General features: G+C 73.9%; 6 protein-coding genes. 5 read left to right on the forward strand and 1 reads right to left on the reverse strand.

Going from position 1 to position 5,783, the window contains the following annotated elements; genetic code table 11:
• On the forward strand, positions 1–1,030 hold a 1,030-nt coding region (locus N4P33_RS31610; protein WP_260830380.1), incomplete at its 5' end, for an ABC transporter permease.
• Positions 1,027–2,262 (forward strand): MDR family MFS transporter, encoded by a 1,236-nt coding sequence (locus N4P33_RS31615; RefSeq protein WP_399030476.1) that lies wholly within the window; start codon positions 1,027–1,029, stop codon positions 2,260–2,262. The genes N4P33_RS31610 and N4P33_RS31615, both read left to right, overlap by 4 nt.
• Before the next feature lie 7 nt (positions 2,263–2,269).
• On the opposite strand, the gene N4P33_RS31620 is transcribed toward N4P33_RS31615, so the two are convergent.
• Entirely contained in the window at positions 2,270–3,034 is a 765-nt protein-coding gene (locus N4P33_RS31620; protein WP_260830381.1) for a CDP-alcohol phosphatidyltransferase family protein, read from the reverse strand.
• A 108-nt stretch (positions 3,035–3,142) separates the two neighbouring features.
• Between N4P33_RS31620 and N4P33_RS31625 the strand changes: the two genes are divergently transcribed.
• The 3 genes from N4P33_RS31625 to N4P33_RS31635 form a co-directional block, all read left to right on the forward strand.
• Entirely contained in the window at positions 3,143–4,120 is a 978-nt protein-coding gene (locus tag N4P33_RS31625) for a zinc-binding alcohol dehydrogenase (RefSeq protein WP_260830382.1), read from the forward strand.
• Positions 4,121–4,285: 165 nt separating this feature from the next.
• Positions 4,286–4,684 (forward strand): 6-carboxytetrahydropterin synthase, encoded by a 399-nt coding sequence (locus N4P33_RS31630; RefSeq protein ID WP_260830383.1) that lies wholly within the window; start codon positions 4,286–4,288, stop codon positions 4,682–4,684.
• Positions 4,681–5,783, forward strand: a 1,103-nt coding sequence (locus N4P33_RS31635) for a glycosyltransferase family 4 protein (protein ID WP_260830384.1), incomplete at its 3' end; no start/stop codon positions are given. The genes N4P33_RS31630 and N4P33_RS31635, both read left to right, overlap by 4 nt.

Below are 5,783 nucleotides of genomic sequence, written 5' to 3' on the forward strand. Positions count from 1 at the left end.
CATCCCCGGGCTCGGGCGCACCACCCTCCAGGCCGCGCTCGCCCAGGACCTGCCCGTCCTCCAGGCGGGCACCCTCGCCCTGGTGCTGCTCGCGGCCGTGGCCACCGCGGTCTGCCGGATCGCCGCCCGGCTGTTCGTCGGACCCGCCCTGCGCGACGGCGCCTTGGGGACCCTGCACCGGCCGCGGCCACCCGCGCGGCGATTCCAGCCGCTGGGCTACGGCGCCGCCCTGATCGCCGTCATCGTGCTCGGCCTGCCCCGCGATCCGCTCGCGCTGAACACAGGGGAGCGGTTGCAAGCCCCGTCGCTCGCCCACCCCTTCGGGACCGACGCGCTCGGGCGGGATCTGCTCGCCCGGGTCGGGCACGGCGCACTCGACACGCTGCTGCTCGCCCTGGCGATCAGCGTCGCGGCCCTGTGCATCGGGGTGCTGCTGGGGCTCGTGCCCCGGCTGTCGGGGCCCGTGGCCGACACGGTGAACGCCGTGCCGCCCGTGCTCGCCGCGCTGCTCGTCACCGCCGTCGCCGGCAGTGGAGCCGCCACGCCCGCGCTCGCCGTGACCGCCGTCGCCTGGGCGCCGCTCGCCGCGCACACTTCCGCGCTGCTGCACCAGGAGCGCGCCACCCTGCATCTCACGGCCACCAGAGGGCTGGGCGCGGGCCGCTGGTATCTGCTGCGCCGCGAACTGCTGCCCGCCGTCCTGCCGCCGGTCACCCGGCACGCGCTGCTGCGGCTGCCCGGCGTCGCCCTCGCCCTCGCCTCCCTGGGCTTCCTCGGGCTCGGCGCGCAGCCGCCGTCACCGGAATGGGGCCTGCTGCTCGCCGAGAACCAGCCCTACGCCGAGCGCGCACCCTGGGCCGTGCTCGCCCCGGCGGCCGTCCTCGCTCTGCTCGGTGCGCTGGCGGTCACGTCGGCAGGCGGGGTGCGATGGAGAAGCCGGGCGCGGTCCTCACAAGGTCCCGCCCCGACAGCGCCCCCCGGGAAACGCCCCGCGCCCGCCAAGGACAGGGCATTGGTGGGGGCACGGTGACCTCGCTGTCCGTCCGCCCACGTGAAGCATCCGGCCGGCCGCGGCTCTCCCCGCTGCTGCGGCTGCTGATCCTCACCCAACTGGCCTTCAACGTCGGCTTCTTCGCCGTGCTGCCCTTCCTGTCCGCGCACCTGGGGCAGGGCATGGGGATGGCGGGGTGGCTGGTCGGGCTGGTGCTGGGGCTCAGGACGTTCAGTCAGCAGGGGCTGTTCGTGGTGGGCGGGGCGCTGGCCGACCGGTACGGGATCCGGCCCGTGGTCCTCGCCGGGTGTGTGCTGCGGATCGGCGGGTTCGTGTGGCTCGGGTACGCGGAGCGGACCTGGGCCGTGGTCTGCTCGGTGCTGCTGATCGGGTTCGCTGCGGCCCTGTTCTCGCCGGCCGTCGAGTCAGAGGTGGCCCGCCAGGCGGTCGTGTGGGAGGAGGCGGGCGGAGGGCCACGGACGCGCGTGATGGCGTTGTTCACGGTGGCGGGGCAGGCGGGGGCGTTCGTCGGGCCGTTGCTGGGGGCGCTGCTGCTGGCCGTCGACTTCCGCACGGCCTGCCTCGCCGGCGCCGGGGTCTTCGTGCTGGTGCTCGCCGGTCACGCGTGGCTGCTGCCGCAGCGGATCCCGGGGCGTGTGCGGACACCGGTGCGGGGAGGGATGCGGCTGGTGCTGCGCAACCGGGCGTTCCTCGCGCTCTGCTGCGCCTACGGGGCCTATCTGCTCGCCTACAACCAGCTCTATCTCGCCCTCCCCGAGGAGGTCGAGCGGGCCACCGGCTCGCAGGCCGCGCTGGCCTGGCTGTTCGCGCTGTCCTCGCTGCTGGTGGTGACCGCGCAGCTGCCGGTCACCCGTTGGGTGGGGGAGCGGCTGGCGGTGCGGCGGTCCATGGTGGCCGGGCTGTCGCTGGTGGCGGCGGGGTTCGCGGTGGTGGCGGTGGCGCGTCCGGCCGGGTGGACGGGGGCGGCGGGGCTGCTTCCCGTGGGCGGTTTCGTCGTCCTGCTGACGCTGGGCCAGATGCTCGTCGCGCCGGCCGCCCGCGCCTGGGTGCCGGATCTCGCCGAGGAGGGACGGCTCGGGCTCTACACCGGGGCGCTGTCCTCGGTCTCCGGCCTGATCGTGCTGCTCGGCAGTTCGGCGACCGGCACGCTGCTGGACGCGGGGCTGCCGCCGGCGGTGCCGTGGCTCGTCCTGGCCGCCGTACCGGCCATCGCGGTGACGGTGCTGCCCCGGCGGGCCGCTCAGCTCTGACCGCCCCTCAGCCCGCGACGAGCTCCCGTACCTCCCGCCCGGTGGCCGGAGCCGTCTGCACCCGCGACGTCCGCCACAGCCACAGGACATCCCGGCCGAAGGACCACACCAGCAGGCCCAGGGCCAGCGCCACCACCCCGACGTTCACCGCATGCGGCAGCAGAGCCGCGCCTGCCACCAGCAACAGCACGCCCTGGAGCGCGGCCACCGTCTTGCGGGCCGTGCTCGGCGGCAGCGGCGCCGTCAGCCAGGGCCAGACACGAGCCGCGGCGACGAAGACGTACCGCATCGCGCCGATCAGCAGCACCCACGGGCCCATCGCCATCGACACGTACACACTGAGCACCAGGATCAGGAACGCGTCCACCTCCATGTCGAAGCGGGCGCCCAGCGGTGTCGACGTGCCGGTCCTGCGGGCCACCTTGCCGTCCACGCCGTCGAGGATCAGGGCGACAGCGGTCAGGCCGACGAACAGGGACACGGGGGGCGAGTCCTGGAAGGAGTCGGCGACCAGCGCCGTCACGCCGCCGACGAGGCAGGCCCGGCCGAGGGTGACGCGGTTCGCCGCGCCGAAGGAGCGCAGCCGCGAGCGGTGCAGGGCCCGGGACAGCACGGCCCAGGTGGCGATCGCGAACGCGAGGCCGGACAGCCAGCCCGCAGGGCCCATGCCGATCGCCGTACCGATCAGGGCCAGCAGCAGGATCTGCAGACCCGCGCCCACGGCGGTCTCCTGCTGTACGAGCCTCGCGTCGTAAGTGTTGTTCAGGGCCACCGAACATCCTCCGGCCGTGTGACAGAGTCGATCAACGCCGCTACCTTGTGCGCGGCCTGTGCACCACTCGGTACGCGCGCGGCTTCCCGATCGTTCAGGAGGACTTCGATGATCCGCACCGCACGTGCGTTCTGGCTCAACGAGCCCGGACGCGGCGAGATCCGGGATGTCACCCTGCCGGACCCGGGCGAGGGCGAGGTGCTGGTGCGGTCGCTGTACTCCGGGGTCAGCCGCGGCACGGAGACGCTCGTCTTCCGTGGCGGGGTGCCCGAGAGCCAGTACGCGGCGATGCGCGCGCCCTTCCAGGAGGGCGACTTCCCGGGGCCGGTGAAGTACGGCTATCTCAACGTCGGGGTGGTCGAGGAGGGGCCCGAGGCACTCACCGGGCGGACCGTGTTCTGCCTCTACCCGCACCAGACGCACTACGTCGTGCCCGCGAGCGCCGTGACGCCCGTGCCCGACTCGGTGCCCGCCGCGCGGGCGGTGCTCGCGGGGACGGTGGAGACCGCCGTCAACGCCCTGTGGGACGCGGCGCCGCTGATCGGTGACCGGATCGCCGTCATCGGCGGTGGCATGGTCGGATGCTCGGTGGCCGCACTGCTGGCCCGCTTCCCCGGCGTGCGCGTGCAGCTCGTCGACGCCGATCCGGCGCGGGCGAAGACCGCCGAGGCGCTCGGCGTCGGCTTCGCACTGCCCGAGGACGCCGCCGGTGACCGCGACCTGGTCGTGCATGCCAGCGCCACCGAGCAGGGGCTGAACCGGGCCCTGCAACTCCTCGCCGCCGAGGGCACGGTGATCGAGCTGAGCTGGTACGGCGACCGCAAGGTCAGCCTTCCGCTGGGCGAGGCCTTCCACTCACGACGGCTCACCATCCGCGGCAGCCAGGTCGGCACCGTCTCCCCGGCCCGCCCGAACCGCAGCTACGCCGACCGGCTCGCCCTGGCCCTCGACCTGCTCGCCGACCCCGCCCTCGACGCCCTCGTCACCGGCGAGTCGCCCTTCGAGGAGCTGCCCGACGTCATGTCCCGCCTCGCCTCCGGCGAGATCCCCGCGCTGTGCCACCGGGTGACGTACACCGGAGCATGAACGCTCAACGGGACCCCGTATGACGGCCGGCGGACGACACAAGCGCGCCTGACCTGAGAAAAGACGTGAGCGGCGCTGAACACGGGCAGGCTGTCAGCCGTACTACGAGTCATCCCCGGCGGCGAACGGCCGGGGGCAGACGCGCCGCACCTGGAGGGTCGCCCGTTGTTCAGCATCACCGTCCGCGATCACATCATGATCGCCCACAGCTTCCGCGGCGAGGTCTTCGGACCGGCCCAGCGCCTGCACGGGGCCACGTTCCTCGTGGATGCGACGTTCCGGCGCGAACAGCTGGACGAGGACAACATCGTCGTCGACATCGGACTCGCCACACAGGAACTGGGGGCGGTCGTCGCCGAGCTGAACTACCGCAACCTCGACAACGAACCCGACTTCGCGGGCATCAACACCTCCACCGAATACCTGGCCAAGGTCATCGCCGACCGGCTCGCCGAACGCATCCACAAGGGTGCGCTCGGCGAGGGCGCCAAGGGCATCGCGGGCCTCACCGTCACCCTGCACGAATCGCACATCGCCTGGGCGAGTTACGAGCGTGCCCTGTGACCGACACGACCATCGACCGGGCCGGGACCGCCCGCCTGGGCTACGTTCCCCTGCAGGCGAACTTTCCGCGGAACGACGGGATCATCCCCATGTCCCTGCGCTTGGTGCACTTCGTGCTGCCGGGCGGCGTCGACGACCCGGCCGCGCCGAGCGGCGGCAACGCCTACGACCGGCGGATCTGCCTGGACCTGCCCGGCTTCGGCTGGGCCGTGCGCGGGCACGCGGTCGCCGGTGACTGGCCCCGGCCCGACGCGACCGCGTACGGCGGACTCGCCCGCACCCTGAGCGAACTGCCGGACGGCAGCGTCGTCCTGCTCGACGGGCTCGTCGCCTGCGGAGTGCCCGAGATCATCGTCCCCGAGGCGGAACGGCTGCGCATGGCCGTCCTCGTCCACCTTCCCCTCGGCGACGAGACCGGACTCGACCCCGCCGTCGCCGCCGACCTCGACGCCCGCGAACGCGCGGTGCTGCGCGCGGTGCCGGCCGTGATCGCCACCAGCGACTGGGCCGTACGCCGCCTCGTCGCCCACCACGGCCTCGTCCCCGACCGCGTCCATGTCGCCGCGCCCGGCGCCGACATCGCGCCCCTCGCACCCGGCACCGACGGCGTCTCCCGACTGCTCTGCGTGGCCGCCGTGACCCCCCGCAAGGGCCAGCACCGGCTGGTGGAGGCCCTGGCCGCGGTGGCGGACCTGCCGTGGAGCTGCGCACTGGTCGGCTCGCTCACGCAGGACCCCGATTACGTCGCCCACCTGCGCTCCCTCATCCGCCGGCACGGTCTCCAGGACCGGCTGGAGCTGACGGGACCGCAGTCCGGCGCCGCCCTCGACACGAGCTACGCCGCGGCCGACCTGATGGTCCTCACCTCGTACGCCGAGACCTACGGCATGGCCGTCACCGAAGCGCTCGCCCGGGGCATCCCGGTGCTCGCCACGGACGTCGGCGGACTGCCCGAGGCGGTCGGCCGCGCACCCGACGGCGGCGTGCCCGGCATCCTCGTCCCGCCGGAGAACTCCGCGGCCATCGCCGCAGAACTGCGCGGCTGGTTCGGCGAACCGGAGGTCCGCCGCCGCCTCAAGGCCGCCGCGCGCAGCCGGCG

Origin of the sequence: Streptomyces sp. 15-116A (assembly GCF_025290915.1) — a bacterium.
Lineage (GTDB): Bacteria > Actinomycetota > Actinomycetes > Streptomycetales > Streptomycetaceae > Streptomyces.

Bases quoted from the DNA above. Each gene is read 5' to 3' on its own strand.
- N4P33_RS31625 (WP_260830382.1), top strand. From the start codon at position 3,143: ATGATCCGCACCGCACGTGCGTTCTGGCTCAACGAGCCCGGACGCGGC.